Raw genomic sequence first — 17,249 nt, 5'->3', positions numbered from 1 at the left:
ATATGTTTAAAACCTTTAGAAAAATGGATTGCTTTAAGGAATTATCGGATGAAGAAATCCAGGTCCTTGCAAGCATCAGTACTCCTAAGCTTCTTCGGAAAAAAGAAAAACTGTTAGAGCCAGGTCAGCCGTTTAACCATTTATTTATATTGACCAATGGTCTTTTGAGATTTTTCTTTGATGATGAAAACGGAGTTGAAATTAATACTTTTCTGCCCTCAGAAAAAGAGGTTGCCTTTCTGGAGAGTCCGGAATCTTATTCTGCTGAAGGGACTAAAAAGTATACCATACAAGCCGTGATTGATTCTCAGATTATTCTTTTTAACAAAGGTGAATTTGAGCAGACTGCCTTTCAGCATAAAGGAATTTACAATTTGTATTTGAAATCGTTGAAACAGATTATCAGCATTTTATCAGCACGCACAGAGCAGTTCTGCAGGAGTTCGCCGCTTTCCCGTTATGAAGATTTTCTGAACAGCCATCCGTTTGTCTGCCAAAATGCCAACAGAAAATACATTGCTAATTTTCTGGGCATTACACCCAATTCCCTTTCCCGTATTACTGCCAGGGACAATAAAAAAAAGAATCAAGGAAAAAAATAACTTAAGAATATTTTTAATTGTTGCATTCAGTATAATTTTGTCCGGTCAAAAACTTGTTCTTCACCACTAAAAAAACCAAATGAAAAAAAATATAATCATCTCCAAAGCATTCCATCTTATAGAATAGTCTTTACCTCTTAACAGGATTAATATGTGATTGCCCGGATATTCATCGGGATCTGAATCTGTATTTTCTTAAGTCAAAATTTTATTACCATATATATTTATGCAAAGAATAACCACCATTCTCTGCCTGTTACTGGCATGCAATTTTGCTCAGGCATCTACAGGCAATCTTGAAGACAAAATAGCCGATGGAGCTTCCTGGCTAATACTAGTTGTATTGCCAGTTGCCGGAATTTATCTCTTCTGGAAGGTTCATATTTATCCGGAAAAGGTAGCAGAAAAGAAAAATCATCCTCAACTGAACGCTATCAAAAGCATGTGCCTTCTTTCTCTGGTCTTTGGCGGCCTTTTATGGCCAGTTGCCTTAATCTGGGCCAACTATGATTATGGAAATCAAACGACTCCTGAAAAGGAAACAGACAACACAAATTTACCTGAAGAAGAATTTAAACCCATCAAAAATTAAAAGACATGCTGGAATTACTAGTCGCAATATATGCCGGGATTTGCTGGCTTCTCATTAAAAAATTAAAATTGATCCCGTGGACATTTACCACACAGGTAATAGTGTATTCACTGCCTATTTTCGGATCTATCGCCTTGATATTGAGTTTAAATTATTACTGTCCCATTACCTCTGACGTAAAGGTAGGAAACAGAAGTGTGGATATCACCACACAGGTTTTGGGAAAGGTAAAAAAAGTATATGTAAGTACCAACCAGGAAGTAAAAAAGGGAGATACTTTATTTATGCTTGACAGGGAGCCCTATTTACAGGAAATTAAATCACTGGAAGCTAAACTGAGCAGTATGAAAGCCACGGTACATTCTTATGATGCAGACATTTCGGCCTCCAGAAAAAATATTACGGCATTACAGTCACAGCTTGATCTTGCCAACAAAAGAGTATCTCAATATCAGGAGCTTGTACAGGCTGGAGCTGCCAACAAATTTGATCTTGAACAGGCGATAACCAATGTACGTGATCTGCAATCCCGAATCAGTGCTGCACAGTCACAACAGCAGTCTTTGGAAACAAAATCCAATGCTTCTTATGGTGGAGAAAATTCATCAGTGTCTGAGATCCAGGCTAAGCTGGAACAGGCTAAATGGAATCTCTCCCAAACCGTTGTTCTGGCACCTACGGATGGTGTGATTCCGAATGTTCAGCTGAATGAGGGAGCAATTATGGCACCCTTCAAATCTGCATTTGTTCTGATTCAGAAACAGCAGTCAGTCATTGGATTTTTTGCTCAGAATGAGCTTGAAACCGTAAAAAAAGGAGATGAAGTGGAACTTGCACTTAAAACCGAGCCGGGAAAAGTGGTAAAGGCCAAACTTGAATACGTCATCGATGCTACCAGCCAGGGGATCATGAATAATGCAGGAGGAATGCTGGGCGGAAATGGTTCTACAGCCGGACTTCCTGATACGGCAAGACAATTGCCGGAAACCGATGGAAAGCTTATTGCCAAATTTGTACTGGAAGATAATCAGAAACAGCTTACAGTGGGAGCAAGAGGAACTGCGGTTATTTATTCTGATCATATTAAACCTCTTCATCTTATCAGAAAAGTAATGGTGCGTATCAACAGCAAAATCAACTTCCTGATTCCTAAACTTCATTAACATGTATAAAAAGTTAATTTTAGTGAGCATACTTGCTGGATCTTTAAGCTCCTGCATCGGTTATAAAGAAGCTACGAAGGAAAATATAGATCAGCTTAAAGAAAAGAGTGAAATTGCTTCTCATATACAAATTCCTGATGACTGGATTTTTGACAGAAAGGCTGGATCAAAATCAATTTCCTACGACTGGATCAATGATCTTAAAACCTCACAGCTGGAAGCCCTGGTTAAAGAAGGAATGTTATACAATGCAGATCTTATTATTGCCAGAGAGAAGCTTAACCAGATTGAGCTGGCAATGGAAATTGCCGGAAGCGACCTTTATCCAAGCGTAAGTGCTGTAGCCAACACTTCGAATAATCTGGTTAGTGGCAGCCAGGTTCAGCGCCTTGCGTTAAAAGCCAATTGGGAAATTGACCTTTGGGGTAAAAATAAATCTTCACAGATGGCCAGCACCAGCAGCTATTTTTCTGCAAAACATCAGAATACACTGCTGCATCAGTCTATTGCAGGAATGATTGCCAAAGCTTATTTTCTGAATATTGCAGGAAACATTCAGGAAAATAAGATTGAAAGCTATATTCAGAAGACCAAAGACCTGGAAAAGCTCTACATCATTCAAAAGAAAGTTGGAACGGCAAATGCTATTGATGTGTCCAATATTTCTGCTGAAATTATTTCCCTGCAGGGTTATCTTGAAAAGATTAAAAATGCCAATATGCAGTCGAGAAGGTCGCTGGAACTTCTTACCGGAAAGTATCCGGAGGGAAAACTGGCAACCCAGAATTTCTTTAATTCTGTAAAAAGCAGTATTCCTGCATCTTTTCCTCTGGAGCTTCTTGAAAACAGATCAGACATACAGGCGAGTCATTTCCAGATCGAAAAAGCTTTTTATGAAGTACAGGAAGCTAAAGCGGCAAGACTTCCATCATTAAATATAAGCTCATCGCTTGGGAGTGCAGGAAGTAATGTGGAATCTATTAATTCTTTATTTTCCAACCCTTTAATAAAAGTGGGCGGAGGATTAGTTTCTCCTCTATTCAATGGTGGAAAGCTTAAAAAGAATGTAGAAGTAAAAAATTCTCAGCAGAAACAAGTCGTTGAAGAATATTCTAAAGCTGTTCTGAATGCATTGAACGAAGTGGAATCTTCTTTAGCAAATCTCCGTTCTATTGAAAAACAGATGACTTATACAACTAATGCTGTCAATGAACTGAAAAACAATATTTCTCTTACTGAAAAACAAATAAAGGTCGGTACCAGCAACAGTTTTGTACTGATTCGTAAACAAAGGGACCTATTGAAAAATGAAATGAACCTCATCAATCTGGAACTTCAGTACAGAATAGAGCGTATAAATCTTTATATGGCTTTAGGTGCGGAGAACTTCATTTATTCATAATTTTTATACTTGAGAGACTGCAGATTTTTTCTGCAGTCTTTTTTATAATTTATCTGATATTAATGAGGCAGTTTATCTCTGAAATATCCATATACCCATGTTCCGGCAATTGCACTTAACAAAGTAACAGATACTGCTAAAGCTCCTGTTCCAATCTGAGCAAAAAGAGGCCCTGGACAGGCTCCGGTAATGGCCCAGCCAAAACCAAATATCAATCCTCCATAGATCTGACCTCTATTAAACTTTTTAGGTGCCAGAGTAATAGGTTCCCCATCAATTGATTTTACCTTAAATTTTTTAATCAGCCACACTGAAATCATTCCTACCAATACGGCACTTCCAATGATTCCGTACATATGGAAAGACTGCAGACGGAACATTTCCTGTATCCTGAACCAGCTGATCACTTCTGCTTTCACAAAAATAATCCCGAAAATAATTCCAGCGGCGAGGTATTTCAGATTGTGATACCATGGATGGTTAGCCGTACTTTCGTTTACACAAGTGGTATATATATTTTGTTCTTTTTCTTTGATCATAATGTAATTCTCTTTTTAAATTATACTTATAGGGAAAGGATGATAGGCAAAATAAGGTTAGCCATTAAAAAGCCACCGATCATAAAACAGACTGTTGCCACCAAAGAAGGCCACTGTAAGTTGGAAAGTCCCATGATTGCATGTCCGCTGGTGCATCCTCCTGCGTATCTTGTTCCGAAACCAACCAAAAACCCACCCACTACCATCATAATAAATCCTCTAAGGGTCAACAGGCTTTCGAAATTCATCAGTTGTAACGGGACCAGATTGTTGTAAGCTGTAATTCCGTAGCCCGCCAGCTCAGCTTTCAGATTGGGATTCACTGTTATTTCATTAGGGTTCACCAAAAAATGGACAGCAATCAGTCCTCCGAAGAAAATTCCCAGGACAAAAAACAGATTCCAGGCTTCTTTTTTCCAGTCGTATCTGAAAAAATTCACATTGGCAGGGACACAGGCGGCACAGATATGCCTCAGTGAGGAACTGATTCCAAAGGATTTATTTCCCATAATCAATAAGGCTGGCACGGTAAGCCCGATCAACGGACCTGCAATATACCATGGCCAGGGTTCTTTTATAATCTCCAACATCTTTTTTATTTATTTAAAATTTTAGTCTGACATACAAAATCACTTTTCGGAATATCTGTAGACGCAATGGCTTTAAAACCTCCTTCAATTTCTGAAAAATTCCTGTAGCCTCTTGCCTGAAGGATACTCGCTGCCATTGTACTTCTGTAACCGCTACCACAATGCATGTAGAAATGTTCTGTTGGTTTTATCTTATGAATCCAATCATTGATATAGGCCAGAGGTTTGCTGTAAGCTTCATTAATATGTTCTGCATTGTATTCACTTTCTTTTCTTATATCAATAATTTTCGCTTCTTTTCCTTTGATTTCACTTTCAAACTGTTCTGCAGAGATGCGATTGACAAGGTCTGTTTCCTTTCCGCTTTTTTTCCAGCTTTCAAAACCTCCGTCCAGAAAACCTAAAATATGATCGAATCCTACTCTGCTCAAACGGGTTACCGCTTCTTCTTCATATCCTTTTTCAGTAACCAGTAGAATAGGCTGGCTGACATCAGCAATTAAAGCGCCTACCCACGGGGCAAAATCACCATCCAATCCTATATTGATAGACTGTGGGATAAAACCTTTGGCAAATTCACGGTTGGATCTTACATCTAAAATCAAAGCACCTGAGGCTTCAGCAATTTCCTCAAACTGTTCAGGAGAAAGAGCGTGCAACCCTTTTGAAAGTACTTCATCAAAACTACTGTACCCTTTTTTATTCATCATCACATTCATTCCGAAATAAGCTGGTGGAGGTAAAAGACCATCCGTTACTTCTTTTATAAAGCTCTGTCTGTCCTTTTGATTCAGGGCATAATTGGTTCTTTTTTGATTCCCCAAAGTATCTACTGTTTCTTTCTGCATATTTTTACCGCAGGCTGAACCGGCTCCATGAGCTGGATACACCGTAATATCATTATCTAAAGGCAAAATCTTATTGTATAGACTATCATATAAGAGTCCCGCCAGCTCTTCCTGCGTCATATTGGCTCCTTTCTGTGCGAGATCAGGACGCCCCACATCCCCGAGGAATAAGGTATCACCACTAAAAAGGGCCTTTTCAACACCGTTTTCGTCAATCAACAGAAAGCATGTGCTTTCAAGAGTGTGTCCCGGCGTGTGAAGAACCTTAATTTTAATGTCTCCGATTTCAAATATCTGTTCATCCTCTACAATGATGGCATCAAACTCCGGATGGGCTGTCGGACCATAAACAATCGGAGCTCCCGTTTTATGGCTTAAATCCAGATGTCCGCTTACGAAATCTGCGTGAAAATGGGTTTCAAAGATGTATTTCAATTTTACTCCATCTTCTTTCAGTCTGTTGATATAAGGCTGTGTTTCTCTTAAAGGATCAATAATAGCAGCTTCTCCTGCTGAGGTAATATAGTAAGCACCCTGAGCAAGACATCCTGTATAAATCTGTTCTATTTTCATTGTATTTTATTCTTTATTCTGTTATCTGATACAAATTTCCTGCTTTGCTTTTTCCTGTACAGCTACTTTTGTTACACAAGAAAATTAAAGAAAGACTTCTTTCGTAATGATATAAATACCCATGATCAGGATAAACCACCCAAATGCAGGTTTCAGTTTTTTGCCGTCTATCTTTTTTGATAGTTTTGAGCCCATTATAATTCCTGCAACAGCAATCACCGTAATAGAAACCAGCAGTTTCCATTCTATTTTCACCTGGTTTACTGAAGAGAGGAAACCGATTAAAGAATTGAAAGAAATAATCACTAAGGAAGTTCCTATTGCAGTTTTCATGGGCACTTTTAATAGATTCACTAATGCCGGAATGATCATAAAACCGCCTCCAGCTCCCACCAGTCCCGTTAAAATACCAACTATTGAACCCTGTCCGGCTGCCAGAAAAAAATTATTTTCATCCTGAATGTTTTCTAAAGTTTCTTTTGAGGAATTGCTTTTAATCATTTTATAGGAAGCAAGAATCATCAAACAGGCAAAAACCAGTAATAAAAAAATGTTCCTGGTAATGGTAAAATTGTGTATTTGAAGTATTTCTACAGGAATCAGAGGAAGAATATATTGTCTTGTCAGAAAAATCGAGATTACCGAAGGTATTCCGAACACCAGCGCCATTTTAAAATTGACCAGTCCTTTTTTAAAATACGATGCAGAACCTGCAATACTGCTCATCCCCACTATAAAGAGGGAATATTCTGTTGCCAGAAAAGCATCGATCCCAAAGAGATAAACGAGTACAGGAACCGTGAGAATACTTCCTCCTCCTCCGATTAACCCCAGAGAAATACCTATTAAAACTGCCGCTGTATATCCTATAATTTCCATTTCTATTCAAATAATTCTGATGCAAAAATGGGAATATGAATGAAAGTCTACAGCTACTTTTGTTACATAAGGAGATTTTTAAACACGAATAATTTCACAAAGGACACAAAGAATTTAGCGTAATTCTGCTTCTTTGAGATTGCTTCACCTTTGGTTCGCAATGACTTTAACTACCCCGTCAAAAATTCTTTGAACTTTTGCCACCCTTCCAAGAAAGGGAAATATGAGTATTTTTGATTAAATTGAGAGAGAATTTATGAGTTCAGGGCTTTCAGGAGGGTAATTTTATTTCTGCCTAACATGAGTTTTCCGTCTTCTTCCAGTTGCTTCAAAAGTCTTGACACCACTACTCTTGCGGTTCCCAGCTCATTGGCAAGCTGCTCATGAGTGGTATGAATCGTTTCAGAGCCGGTGAGTTCAGATTTTTTCTGCAATAGGTTGAGAAGTCTTTCGTCTACTTTTTTGAAAGCGATGGCATTGATGATATCTAATAGCTCTTCAAATCTTTTATGATACAGTCTGAAGATATAATCCAGCCATTCCGGATGATCTTTGATGAATAAAGATACTTTGTCTACGGGTAAGAAAAGTATTTCTGCATCCTCTTCTATCTCTGCTTTTACAATGCTTTTTTCATTATGCATACCGCCCAGAAAAGACATGATACAGCTTTCTCCGGCTTTGATGTAGTATAATAAAATTTCACGTCCGTCTTCTTCTGTTCTGATCACTTTCAGCATTCCTTTCATCACAATAGGAATGGAACGGATGGAAGCATTTTCATCTAGAATAATATCTCCTTGATGGTAATTCTTCGTTATACCATATTGATACAGTTTTTCTACCAATTCTGGTGATGATGAGAATTCTGAAGAAAGTATCGTGTCGTTCTGCATTTTTTTATTCTAATTTACGCCAATTTCATCAACAAACAACCATGCTTTGGAATCTGCACCAGGATTTCCTGCCGGAATAATGCCTGCATTTTCAATAGTTACTTTCAGGTATTTCGCGTTCTGCGTTCCTACATTCACTTTGATTTTTCCGCCGGCCTTCTGAATTTCAGGCGTGCCGATCTCTTTAATCAGTTTGAAGTTCTTATTATCATCAGAAACAAAAATCTTTGCAGATTTAGCCAGATGAATCCAGCTTCCTTTATTTTCAAGGGTATTGAAATACACTTCTGAAAAAGTTGTTTTCTGCCCCAAATCTATTGTTGCCACTACATCTTTTCCCTGAAAGCCCAGCCATGTTTTACCCAGTTGTTTTACATTTCCGATAATACCATCTACTAAGGTGAAAGCACCTCCAAAAGAATAGTTTTCGCTAGGTTGTTGTTCTAAAGTTATCTTTTTTCCGGTAGTCTTTGAAATGGTAAATTGCTGTGTAGACACGGCACTTTTCAACTGCCCCTCTTCAAAATAAGCTGATTTAATGGTTAAAGAATTAGGAATCTCAACTGCCGTCTGATACGTTTTAGAATTGATGGAAGGGTTCGTTCCATCCAGCGTATATCGGATACCGTTTGAATTCTGCGAAGTAGACAGTTCATAAGCAATTCCGTTATTGGAAGGAATTACTTTTCCGGTGATGTTATAAATGCTTCTGGCATAGTTGACCTTCATACCATCCAGAACTTTAAACTGGTTAATCACTCTGTTTTCAAATTCTTTATAGTTTTTAGGATCTGAGGTTCCCCATCCCACTTCAGAAAGTGCCATTAATCTTGGGAAAATCATGTACTGTACCTGCTTAAAATCTAAAATATATTCTGTCCACAGATTCGCCTGAACACCCATGATGTACTTAGCCTGCTCTGTATTCAGTTCGGAAGGAACAGGATTGTAAGCGTATACTTTTTCTAAGGGCGTAAATCCTCCAAAAGCATTAGGTTCAGACTGTGGATCTCCCTGATAATGGTCAAAATAACAGTAGGCACCAGGAGTCATTACGGCAAAGTGTTTTGATTTTGCAGCTTCAATACCTCCATTCACGCCTGTCCAGCTCATCACAGCAGCGTTAGGAGCTAATCCGCCTTCTAAAATCTCGTCCCAGCCTATGATTTTTCGCCCTTTACTGTTAACATATTTTTCAATCCGATGAATAAAGTAGCTCTGTAAGCCGTGTTCATCTTTTAAATTATTTTTCTTAATCAGCTCCTGGCAGTGTGCACATTCCTTCCATCTTGTTTTCGGGCACTCATCACCTCCAATATGAATGTATCGGGAAGGGAATAATTGGATTACCTCATCAAGAACATTTTCAAGAAACGTAAAAGTTTCATCTTTCGGGCAGAAAACATCATCAAAAACGCCCCATTTTGTAGCAGGTTCAAAAGGACCTTTGGTACATGCCAGTTCAGGATATGCAGACAGTGCGGCCAAAGCATGCCCAGGCATTTCAATTTCAGGGACCACAGTAATGTGTCTGTCCTGAGCATATTTCACCACGTCTTTTATTTGTTCCTGTGTATAAAAATAAGGACCGTAAGGTTTTCCATCAAACGTGTTATCCACATAGGCTCCAATCATGGATTCTTTACGTTTTGAACCGATCTGAGTAAGTTTAGGATATTTTTTGATTTCAATCCTCCATCCCTGATCATCCGTTAAATGCCAATGGAAAGTGTTCAGTTTATACATTGCCAGATAATCTATATACTGCTTCACTTCATCTACTGTGAAAAAGTGGCGGCAGACATCCAGATGCATTCCTCTCCATGCAAATTTCGGCTGGTCTTCGATTTTCATAGCCGGAATATTCTTTCCTTCTTTACACTGTTCAATAAGCTGGATCAAAGTTTGAAGAGCCAGAAAGTATCCTTGTTTAGTGTAAGACTTTATATGTATCTGTTTTGGAGAAATTTCTATGGAGTAATACTCTTTTTTCTGTTCAGAATCTGTTCCTGATGCCTGAGGAATTATAGAATTCGTTAAATGAATCTCACCACCCTTCTTAGCATATTGAAATTCCACCTGAGAACCTATTCTCTTTTTGAAATATTCTGTTTCCTCTTTTGGCAGATCACCACTTAATACGAAAGCTTTTGGTATTGCAAATTCACCCTGTAAAAGTTGAACTTTTTGAGGATAAGGGATTAGATTTAATTTATTTTGGGCAAAAATCATGTTTGAAATCAATACAAAGAGTACTAGAAAAGTCCGTATCATGAGATGGGGTTAAGGTTTGAGCTAAGATAATTATTTTTCAAAACTCTTTGAGCCTTTTTAAAAACAAATTAAATACCCAATTTCAGACTCCTGTAAAATGAATAATTTACAGTTTGCAATCATTCTATATAGATATTATTCTATTAAATATGGGATATTGTGGTTTGCTTTTTGATCAATTTAGTCGACTTAAAAAAATTAAAGGTTTAAATTTGTAAAAAAAGAAGATGAAAAAAAATATTTTTCTGGCAGCCACTTTATTATTTTCTTTATCAGCTCAGGCACAAATTTTTGATATTATAAAATCTGCTGTTAAAGACAAAACAGGTGTAGATCTTAATGCTCCTGTTAAAAATAATGGTACGGTAACTTCTACTAAGACGACGACTACCACTTCAGGTAATTCATCTGCCAATATTGGAAACCTTACTTCAAGTCAGATTTCTTCAGGATTAAAAGAGGCCTTAAGTATGGGCGTAACGGATGGAGTAAAAAAACTAGCGGTAACGGATGGTTTTTTCAAGAATGAAGCCGTAAAGATTTTAATGCCTGAAAAATTAAGAAAAATTGATACAACACTACGTTCCATCGGAATGGGAAGCCTTGCTGACGAAGGCGTAAAATTGTTAAACAGAGCTGCTGAAGATGCCGTAACAGAAGCTGCACCTATTTTTACAAATGCTATTACTTCTATGACGATTACAGATGCCAAAAACATTTTATTAGGGAGTAATAACGCCGCAACAAGTTATCTTCAGGGAAAAACCCAGACTCAGCTGTTCAATGCCTTTCAACCCAAAGTAAAAGCTTCTTTAGGGAAAGTAGGTGCTGACACCCTTTGGAAAAACCTGATTTCAAAATACAATACGTTTACCGGACAGGCTGTTACTACAGATCTTAACGAATATGTTACTACAGAAACCATTAATGGAGTTTTTAAAATGGTAGCAGATAAGGAAAGCGGAATCAGAAATACACCTGCCATGAGAACTACAAGTATTTTGCAGAAGGTTTTTGGAGCGCAGGATGGGAAATAAATAAGATTAGACTAAATATACAAAAGCTGTTTCATGATGAAGCAGTTTTTTTATGTTTAATTTCTTTTGTCTTGAAACAAAAGAAACAAAAGTTCAAGACCTGGACCTCTCCGCTAAAAATAAGTCCTGTTCTCTAAAAATTCTAAACTTGCGCGAATCATTATTTCTTTATCGGTTCTGATTTTGCCTCGCGCTTCGGACAGGAGAATTTTCTTAACGTTCACAGGATTTATTTTTTTTGACGCTGCGAGTTCCGATGTCGGAGTTAAAGTCAGCTATATAACTATTTGTCTGGACCTTAATGATAATAACAATGTTTTTTGTTGACCTGATTTCTTTTGTCCTAAAACAAAAGAAACAAAAATTCAAGACCTGGAGCTCTCCACTAAAAATAAATCCTGTTCTCTAAAAATTCTAAACTTGCGCGAAATCATTATTTCTTTATCGGTTCTGATTTTGCCTCGCGCTTCGGACAAAAGAATTTTCTTAACGTTCACAGGACTTATTTTTTTGACACTGCGAGTTCCGATGTCGTCTTTAAAAAGTTTCGGCCTCACTTTGTGAGGCCGAAACTTTATATTGTTATTCAGAATTAGAACTGCATTTCAGGAATTTCCCCTTCGATGATAAGATCTGCTTCTGTTGCTTTAATAATATCTTCTACTGAAACGCCTGGTGCTCTTTCTACCAGCTTGAATCCTGCCGGAGTTACATCCAGAACGGCTAACTCAGTAACTACTTTTTTCACACAGTTTACCCCTGTTAGAGGTAGTGTACATTTTTTTAGGATTTTGCTTTCTCCTGCCTTGTTTACGTGCATCATGGCTACGATAATATTTTCAGCAGAAGCAACAAGATCCATGGCACCCCCCATTCCTTTCACCATTTTTCCGGGAATTTTCCAGTTGGCAATATCTCCGTTTTCCGAAACTTCCATTGCTCCAAGAATGGTAAGGTCTACTTTCTGACCACGAATCATCCCGAAACTGAAGGCTGAATCAAAAAATGAACCTCCTTCCAGAATAGTAATAGTCTGTTTTCCGGCATTGATGATATCAGCATCTTCTTCTCCTTCGAAAGGAAAAGGCCCCATACCCAATACTCCGTTTTCACTCTGGAATTCTACGGAAATACCTTCCGGAACATAGTTGGCAACCAAAGTAGGAATTCCAATTCCCAGGTTTACATAATAACGATCTTTCAGTTCTTTTGAAATTCTTTTGGCAATTTGTTCTTTTGTAAGCATAATAAAAACTTAGACTGCAATTTAATTATTTTCACTTGAATACAAAAGAGCTTTGTTGTATTCAACAATTAACACTGTTAGTTAAAATAATATCTGTAATTTTGTTCTATTATTTTTTAATAGAATGAAAATACTTTTTAGATATCTAAAACCTTATCAGTGGCTGATAATCATCTCTTTATTTTTGGCTACTGTCAATCAGGTTTTTTCTTTATTTGCTCCGGCGATCACAGGAAATATCCTTGATCAGCTGGTTACCCATCCCAACTTTTTTGATAAAGAAAAGCTATTGCCCAGAAGCCTGAATGAATATTTATACGGAAGTTCTGTATATCATGGGGCTTTTTACTTCTTGGGGCTTCTTATCGGAACTGCAATGGTGAGCAGAATTGCCAAAGCTTTTCAGGATTATGTAGTCAGTGTGATTACTCAAAAGTTTGGAGCGAAAATATTTACAGACGGTTTAAAACACTCTATGGCACTTCCCTACCAGGAATTTGAAGACCAGAGAAGCGGTGAAACGCTGTCTATTTTAACAAAAGTAAGAGAAGATACTGTAAAATTCATCACGAATTTCATTAATATTTTCTTCGGAATTCTCGTCAGTATTATTTTCGTTTCCGTGTATGCGATCCGTTTACACTGGTCTATTATGCCGGTTTATATCTGCGGGATTTTCTTTATTGCCATTGTCACCAATTTATTGAGCAAGAGAATCAAAGTGATCCAGAAAAATATTGTGACTGAAACCACCGCTTTAGCCGGAAGTACCACTGAAAGTCTTAGAAACATTGAAATTGTTAAAAGTTTAGGATTAACCAATCAGGAGGTAATCCGTTTAAATAACAATACGTATAAGATTCTTGGCCTTGAACTGAGAAAGGTAAAAAGCATCCGTTCTTTGAGCTTTATTCAGGGAACAATGGTCAATTTTCTTCAGCAGATGATTACGTTGACTTTATTGTATTTAATTTTTAAAAATATTGTTACTCCAGGTCAGTATTTATCTCTGATGTTTTATGGTTTCTTTATTTTCGGGCCAATGCAGGAAATTGGGAACATTATTATTTCTTATCGTGAGGCAGAAGCTTCTCTTCAGAATTTTGACCGTTTGATGAAAAAAGAAGTGGAAGAAAAGCCGCTTCACCCGAAACAAATCGGGGCTATTGAAGAACTGGAATTCAAACATGTTTCATTCAAGCATCAGTCTGCGCAGTATAAAGCTTTAAATAATATTTCTTTTGATCTTAAAAACGGTGAGACCATTGCTTTTGTAGGACCGAGCGGTTCCGGAAAAAGTACCCTGGTAAAACTGCTGGTTGGCTTGTACAGACCTCAGGAAGGAAATATTTTTTACAACGGTATCAATGGAAAGGAATTTGATTTTGATGAGCTGAGAAACCAGATTGGTTTTGTAACACAGGATACCCAGTTATTTGCAGGAACTATTAAAGAAAACCTTCTTTTCGTTAACCCTTCAGCTACTGAAGAGGAACTGGCAATTGCTTTACAGAAATCAAGCTGTACAGCATTATTGGAAAGGGCTGAGAAAGGAATTGAAACCGTTATCGGTGAAGGAGGTCTGAAACTGAGTGGCGGTGAAAAACAAAGAATTGCCATTGCAAGAGCTCTTTTAAGAAAACCTCATCTTTTGATTTTTGATGAAGCTACTTCTGCACTGGACAGTATTACCGAAGAAGAAATCACTACGACGATCAAAGAAATTTCGAAAGAAAGGGAACAGATCACCGTCCTGATTGCCCACCGTTTAAGTACTATTATGCATGCTGATAAAATTTATGTTCTTGAGCGCGGACAGATTGTAGAAACAGGTTCCCACGCCAATCTCATTGACGAAAAAGGACTCTACTACGCCATGTGGAGACAACAGATCGGAGAAAGAAAAACGCTTACTCCTCAAGCATAAAAAAAGCGCTGAATGCATGTTCAGCGCTTTTTATTGTATTGTTTGAACTTATTCTTTAGTTCTTACGGTTCTCTGCTCAATTCTTTTTTCAAATTTTTCTCCCTGGAAAATTCTTTGAATCATGATTCCCGGAATATGAATTTCGTTCGGATCTAATTGTCCCGGTTCTACCAGTTCTTCCACTTCAGCAATGGTAATCTTTGCAGCACCAGCCATTGGATGGTTGAAGTTTCTTGCTGATCCTTTAAAGATAAGGTTTCCTGCATGATCGCCTTTCCATGCTTTTACGATAGAAAAGTCTGCATCGTATGCATGCTCCAGAATATGAGGTTTTCCTTTGAATTCTTTTACCTCTTTCCCTTCTGCAACTTCAGTTCCGTAACCTGCCGGTGTATAAAAAGCTGGAATTCCTGCCTGGGCAGCTCTGCACTTTTCAGCTAAAGTTCCCTGAGGAGTTAGTTCTACATCCAATTCACCTGAAAGCATCTGTCTTTCAAACTCAGCATTTTCTCCTACATAAGAAGAGATCATTTTTTTAATCTGTCTTTTGTGAAGCAATAGTCCTAATCCGAAATCATCTACTCCTGCATTATTTGAAATGCAAGTAAGATCTTTCACATCGCTTTCTACCAAAGCATTGATTGAGTTTTCAGGAATACCACAAAGTCCGAATCCGCCAAGCATCAGTGTCATTCCATCATTAATTCCTTCGATGGCCTCCTTTGCATTTTTTACTCTTTTATCTATCATGAAATATTAGATTTTTCTGTTGGCTAAATTTAATAAATTTTCTTGTATATCCTATGAGTGGAAAGATTACTGAATTTAATACATTTTTAAAAATCGATCTGAAACTTTTAAAAACATCATAATCAAAACATTATATCAAAAACTGAACAAGTCTGTTCATTTTTTATCTTATTTCTCATCAATTTCATCTATATTTGCCCTCTCAAAGCCGGAAATACTGTTTTTCAGTTCCGACGGAAATTTAAACACAACTTTAATGTAGAAATTATTTTATGGCAGATTACTACTGTCCTCATCACTTCTTTTGATCTCTATGAAGGTCTCTTTCAATATCTGCCATCTCACTAATCATATAAAAATATCAAAGCTTACATAAAAACATGAAAAAATTATTTACCTCAGCATTACTTGCACTGGTACTCAGCATCAATGTATGCGCACAGGAAAAAACGTATTTCGATGAAAACTGGGAAAAAACTACTCAGGACAATATGGAATATTACCGTGAAACGACTCCTAAAGGAAAGCTTACTCTTATCAAAGATTTCTATAAGGACGGAAAACTTCAAATGGAAGGACTGGCTTCAGACACCACTCCCAACAGTGAGATTTTTGAGGGAAAAGTAACCTGGTATACTGAAGAAGGAAAGGTTCTGAATTTTGCCACCTATTCCAAAGGACAGCAGATTGGCCCGGCACAGACTTATGATATGAATGGCAGGCTGACAGAAGATGTGGTATATAAAGCTGACGGAAGTTTTTCAGGAAAGATGTTCAGTTATAAGGATGCTGAGGATGGAATGGACTTTAACATTGTGGTGGATTACGAAAACTCTACACCTGTAAAAACAACCGTTTATGATGATGACATTAAAGGGATCAGAAATGAAACCATCATTGATAAGGACAGCAACACTGAAACAAAATATTACGGTGAAAAAGGAAAATATCTGGGCAGCAACACTACCTCCGGTTCGGGTGAAAATATGGTGGTAGATTACTATTCCAGTCCCATGAGGATCTCTAAGATAGAAAAATACAGAAAGGACGGCAGTGTAAAAGAAGGCGTCATTTATAGCAAAAGCGGAAAGATCTTACAGGAACAGAAAATGAATAAAAAAGATGGCTATAAAACCACTTATGATGAGTCGGGTAAAAAAATAGCCCATCTGGTATACCAATATGATAAGGAAAATGATGTTTATAATCCAATGGACGGGGATGATTACCATCTGGCTTATGAATATTCACAGATTTCCTCTATTGATACTTATGAAAAAGGCTCAAAGGTAACCAGTAAATATTTTGATGAAGACGGAAAGTTATCCTCAGAGCAATTTTTAAAAGATGATCTTATCCAGGAAATTAAATATTATTCCCCGGATGGAAAGCTAAAATCTACATTAACATACAAAGATGGTATCCCTTATAATGGTACTACCTATGAAGGCTTTAATGAAACAGTTTATAAGGAAGGTATTATTGTAAACATCAAAAACTTTTTTGAAGGTGACAATACGAAGCTAAGTTTTGAAAAAAAGCTGAACGCCAAACAAACAGGCTATGATGCAACTGTTTATGACCCCAAAGGCACTATTTTATATACATTTACACAACCGATCAGTGAAGATGGGGATGATTATTCCTTTACAGCACAAATCACACAGTATGTAAAGGGGAAGCCTGCCAATAAGTCTTCTGTAAAAGCAGGTGTTATTCAAAGCGGAAAAATCAGAATAAAAACATGGGATGGAGCTAAAGAACTTGAACGCAGCGGGAAATGGATCTTGTTAAAGCTTTATAATATGGATGGGAAGCTCATTCAGGAAACTAAAACACTGGCCGATACTCAGGAGGAAAATGCTTCTGCTGAAAACCCGACGCTGATTAACGAGGATGATCTGCATCATTTATTTGACTAATTACCACAA

At 37.5% G+C, this 17,249-nt stretch carries 15 protein-coding genes; 7 read left to right on the top strand and 8 right to left on the bottom strand.

What is annotated here, in order from left to right; translation table 11 throughout:
* Positions 1 to 23: 23 nt before the first annotated feature.
* The 4 genes from AC59HC_RS16355 (at position 24) to AC59HC_RS16340 (ending at position 3,759) form a co-directional block, all read left to right on the top strand.
* Positions 24 to 602 carry a Crp/Fnr family transcriptional regulator gene (locus AC59HC_RS16355; RefSeq protein ID WP_227943543.1) on the top strand — a complete coding sequence of 193 codons (579 nt, stop codon included), beginning with the start codon at positions 24 to 26 and terminating at the stop codon, positions 600 to 602.
* Between the two features lie 226 nt (positions 603 to 828).
* Positions 829 to 1,194 (top strand): DUF3302 domain-containing protein, encoded by a 366-nt coding sequence (locus AC59HC_RS16350; RefSeq protein ID WP_496559002.1) that lies wholly within the window; start codon positions 829 to 831, stop codon positions 1,192 to 1,194.
* Between the two features lie 5 nt (positions 1,195 to 1,199).
* Positions 1,200 to 2,357 carry an HlyD family secretion protein gene (locus AC59HC_RS16345; RefSeq protein ID WP_202838487.1) on the top strand — a complete coding sequence of 386 codons (1,158 nt, stop codon included), beginning with the start codon at positions 1,200 to 1,202 and terminating at the stop codon, positions 2,355 to 2,357.
* Positions 2,358 to 2,379: 22 nt separating this feature from the next.
* The gene (locus AC59HC_RS16340) at positions 2,380 to 3,759 is read left to right on the top strand and encodes a TolC family protein (RefSeq protein ID WP_496559001.1); all 1,380 of its coding nucleotides are present in this window, start codon (positions 2,380 to 2,382) and stop codon (positions 3,757 to 3,759) included.
* Positions 3,760 to 3,818: 59 nt separating this feature from the next.
* Here AC59HC_RS16340 and AC59HC_RS16335 read toward each other — a convergent pair whose 3' ends face one another.
* From AC59HC_RS16335 to AC59HC_RS16310, 6 genes are all read right to left on the bottom strand, one after another.
* On the bottom strand, positions 3,819 to 4,298 hold the full coding sequence (locus AC59HC_RS16335) for a DUF6691 family protein (RefSeq protein ID WP_062671036.1): 480 nt from the start codon (positions 4,296 to 4,298) through the stop codon (positions 3,819 to 3,821).
* A gap of 26 nt (positions 4,299 to 4,324) precedes the next feature.
* Positions 4,325 to 4,888 carry a YeeE/YedE family protein gene (locus AC59HC_RS16330; RefSeq protein WP_202838490.1) on the bottom strand — a complete coding sequence of 188 codons (564 nt, stop codon included), beginning with the start codon at positions 4,886 to 4,888 and terminating at the stop codon, positions 4,325 to 4,327.
* Positions 4,889 to 4,893: 5 nt separating this feature from the next.
* Entirely contained in the window at positions 4,894 to 6,309 is a 1,416-nt protein-coding gene (locus AC59HC_RS16325) for an MBL fold metallo-hydrolase (protein ID WP_202838491.1), read from the bottom strand.
* Between the two features lie 84 nt (positions 6,310 to 6,393).
* The gene (locus tag AC59HC_RS16320; protein WP_202838492.1) at positions 6,394 to 7,188 is read right to left on the bottom strand and encodes a sulfite exporter TauE/SafE family protein; all 795 of its coding nucleotides are present in this window, start codon (positions 7,186 to 7,188) and stop codon (positions 6,394 to 6,396) included.
* 254 nt (positions 7,189 to 7,442) lie between these two features.
* The gene (locus AC59HC_RS16315) at positions 7,443 to 8,084 is read right to left on the bottom strand and encodes a Crp/Fnr family transcriptional regulator (protein WP_110009478.1); all 642 of its coding nucleotides are present in this window, start codon (positions 8,082 to 8,084) and stop codon (positions 7,443 to 7,445) included.
* A gap of 9 nt (positions 8,085 to 8,093) precedes the next feature.
* A complete protein-coding gene (locus AC59HC_RS16310) occupies positions 8,094 to 10,316 on the bottom strand; it encodes a glycoside hydrolase family 20 protein (protein WP_238349566.1) in 2,223 nt (740 codons plus the stop codon).
* Positions 10,317 to 10,585: 269 nt separating this feature from the next.
* Here AC59HC_RS16310 and AC59HC_RS16305 point away from each other — a divergent pair, with 269 nt between their 5' ends.
* The gene (locus tag AC59HC_RS16305; RefSeq protein WP_202838494.1) at positions 10,586 to 11,395 is read left to right on the top strand and encodes a DUF4197 domain-containing protein; all 810 of its coding nucleotides are present in this window, start codon (positions 10,586 to 10,588) and stop codon (positions 11,393 to 11,395) included.
* A 592-nt stretch (positions 11,396 to 11,987) separates the two neighbouring features.
* On the opposite strand, the gene AC59HC_RS16300 is transcribed toward AC59HC_RS16305, so the two are convergent.
* Positions 11,988 to 12,641, bottom strand: coding sequence for a CoA transferase subunit B (locus AC59HC_RS16300; RefSeq protein ID WP_002980639.1), 654 nt, complete (start codon positions 12,639 to 12,641; stop codon positions 11,988 to 11,990).
* Positions 12,642 to 12,765: 124 nt separating this feature from the next.
* Here AC59HC_RS16300 and AC59HC_RS16295 point away from each other — a divergent pair, with 124 nt between their 5' ends.
* Positions 12,766 to 14,568, top strand: coding sequence for an ABC transporter ATP-binding protein (locus AC59HC_RS16295; RefSeq protein ID WP_280212410.1), 1,803 nt, complete (start codon positions 12,766 to 12,768; stop codon positions 14,566 to 14,568).
* A gap of 48 nt (positions 14,569 to 14,616) precedes the next feature.
* Here the strand turns inward: AC59HC_RS16295 and AC59HC_RS16290 are convergent, their stop codons facing one another.
* Entirely contained in the window at positions 14,617 to 15,318 is a 702-nt protein-coding gene (locus tag AC59HC_RS16290; protein ID WP_047376945.1) for a CoA transferase subunit A, read from the bottom strand.
* A gap of 380 nt (positions 15,319 to 15,698) precedes the next feature.
* Between AC59HC_RS16290 and AC59HC_RS16285 the strand changes: the two genes are divergently transcribed.
* Positions 15,699 to 17,240 carry a toxin-antitoxin system YwqK family antitoxin gene (locus AC59HC_RS16285; RefSeq protein ID WP_496559000.1) on the top strand — a complete coding sequence of 514 codons (1,542 nt, stop codon included), beginning with the start codon at positions 15,699 to 15,701 and terminating at the stop codon, positions 17,238 to 17,240.
* The last annotated feature ends 9 nt before the right edge of the window (positions 17,241 to 17,249 follow it).

The sequence above is a fragment of the Chryseobacterium sp. DZ-32 genome (assembly GCF_059587025.1).
Note: the sequence above shows the minus strand (reverse complement) of the source record. Positions and strands in the feature narration are given on the sequence as shown.

Bases quoted from the DNA above. Each gene is read 5' to 3' on its own strand.
- AC59HC_RS16295 (WP_280212410.1), top strand. From the start codon at position 12,766: ATGAAAATACTTTTTAGATATCTAAAACCTTATCAGTGGCTGATAATC.
- AC59HC_RS16345 (WP_202838487.1), top strand. From the start codon at position 1,200: ATGCTGGAATTACTAGTCGCAATATATGCCGGGATTTGCTGGCTTCTC.
- AC59HC_RS16285 (WP_496559000.1), top strand. From the start codon at position 15,699: ATGAAAAAATTATTTACCTCAGCATTACTTGCACTGGTACTCAGCATC.
- AC59HC_RS16315 (WP_110009478.1), bottom strand. From the start codon at position 8,084: ATGCAGAACGACACGATACTTTCTTCAGAATTCTCATCATCACCAGAA.
- AC59HC_RS16335 (WP_062671036.1), bottom strand. From the start codon at position 4,298: ATGATCAAAGAAAAAGAACAAAATATATATACCACTTGTGTAAACGAA.
- AC59HC_RS16305 (WP_202838494.1), top strand. From the start codon at position 10,586: ATGAAAAAAAATATTTTTCTGGCAGCCACTTTATTATTTTCTTTATCA.
- AC59HC_RS16300 (WP_002980639.1), bottom strand. From the start codon at position 12,641: ATGCTTACAAAAGAACAAATTGCCAAAAGAATTTCAAAAGAACTGAAA.
- AC59HC_RS16325 (WP_202838491.1), bottom strand. From the start codon at position 6,309: ATGAAAATAGAACAGATTTATACAGGATGTCTTGCTCAGGGTGCTTAC.
- AC59HC_RS16290 (WP_047376945.1), bottom strand. From the start codon at position 15,318: ATGATAGATAAAAGAGTAAAAAATGCAAAGGAGGCCATCGAAGGAATT.
- AC59HC_RS16320 (WP_202838492.1), bottom strand. From the start codon at position 7,188: ATGGAAATTATAGGATATACAGCGGCAGTTTTAATAGGTATTTCTCTG.
- AC59HC_RS16355 (WP_227943543.1), top strand. From the start codon at position 24: ATGGATTGCTTTAAGGAATTATCGGATGAAGAAATCCAGGTCCTTGCA.
- AC59HC_RS16310 (WP_238349566.1), bottom strand. From the start codon at position 10,316: ATGATTTTTGCCCAAAATAAATTAAATCTAATCCCTTATCCTCAAAAA.
- AC59HC_RS16350 (WP_496559002.1), top strand. From the start codon at position 829: ATGCAAAGAATAACCACCATTCTCTGCCTGTTACTGGCATGCAATTTT.
- AC59HC_RS16330 (WP_202838490.1), bottom strand. From the start codon at position 4,888: ATGTTGGAGATTATAAAAGAACCCTGGCCATGGTATATTGCAGGTCCG.